The sequence below is a fragment of the Rhizobium changzhiense genome (assembly GCF_013087625.1).
Classification (GTDB): Bacteria; Pseudomonadota; Alphaproteobacteria; order Rhizobiales; family Rhizobiaceae; genus Rhizobium; species Rhizobium sophorae.
This window is the reverse complement of sequence record NZ_JABFCQ010000018.1, coordinates 1-839: the sequence shown is the minus strand read 5'-3', so window position 1 is coordinate 839 and position 839 is coordinate 1. Positions and strand designations below refer to the sequence as shown.

Genomic DNA, 839 nt, shown 5'->3' with positions numbered 1-839 from the left:
CGTGTCATGGCCGGCGCCGCCGGTGATCATATTGGCCAGCGCATTGCCGGTGCCGGTGAAGTTCGCCGATCCCGTGTAGCTCAGGTTCTCGACATTGTTGCCAATCGTATAGCTTGAAAGCGCCGTCTGGACCGTGTCTGTCCCCTCGTTCGCATTCTCGATCACAAGGTCGGTCGCGATATCGACGACATAAATGTCGTCACCCGTCCCGCCTGACATCGTGTCGGAACCAGCACCGCCAATCAATGTGTCGTTGCCGCCAGCGCCAGTGAGCTTGTCGGCAACGACACCGCCCTTGATGATGTTGTCGAGCGCATTGCCCGTGCCGGTAAACGCGGTCGTACCGCCATAGGTGAGGCTCTCGACATTGCCCCCCAGCGTATAGGTGGTCAGATTCGTCTGCACCGTGTCGATACCCTCATCGGCATTCTCGATGACGATGTCACCGGTGGAGATGACATAGGTGTCGTCGCCCGTGCCGCCATTTAGCGTGTCGACCCCGGCTCCTCCAGCCAGGACATTGTTCAGCGCGTTGCCTGTCCCGACAAACGCACCAATTCCGATATAGGCGAGGTTCTCGACATTGGCGCCAAGCGTATAGCTTGCCAGGGTCGTGCGAACCGTGTCAGTTCCCGCGGCAGCGTTTTCGGCAACGCTGTCACCGGCATCGTCGACGATATAGGTGTCGTCGCCCGCACCGCCGATCAAGCTGTCCGCACCTGCCCCGCCATTCAGCGTGTCATTGCCGGCGCCACCGGCAAGGGTGTCGGTCCCGCTACCGCCGACGATTAGGTTGTCCAGCGAGTTCCCTGTTCCGGCAAAGTTCGTCGTTCCGATAT

Annotated in this window: 1 protein-coding gene; it reads right to left on the bottom strand. The window is 60.3% G+C overall.

The annotated features are described in order from the left end of the window. The coding region (locus tag G9X68_RS31620) for a calcium-binding protein (RefSeq protein WP_171605728.1) at positions 1 to 839 on the bottom strand (839 nt) is incomplete at both ends.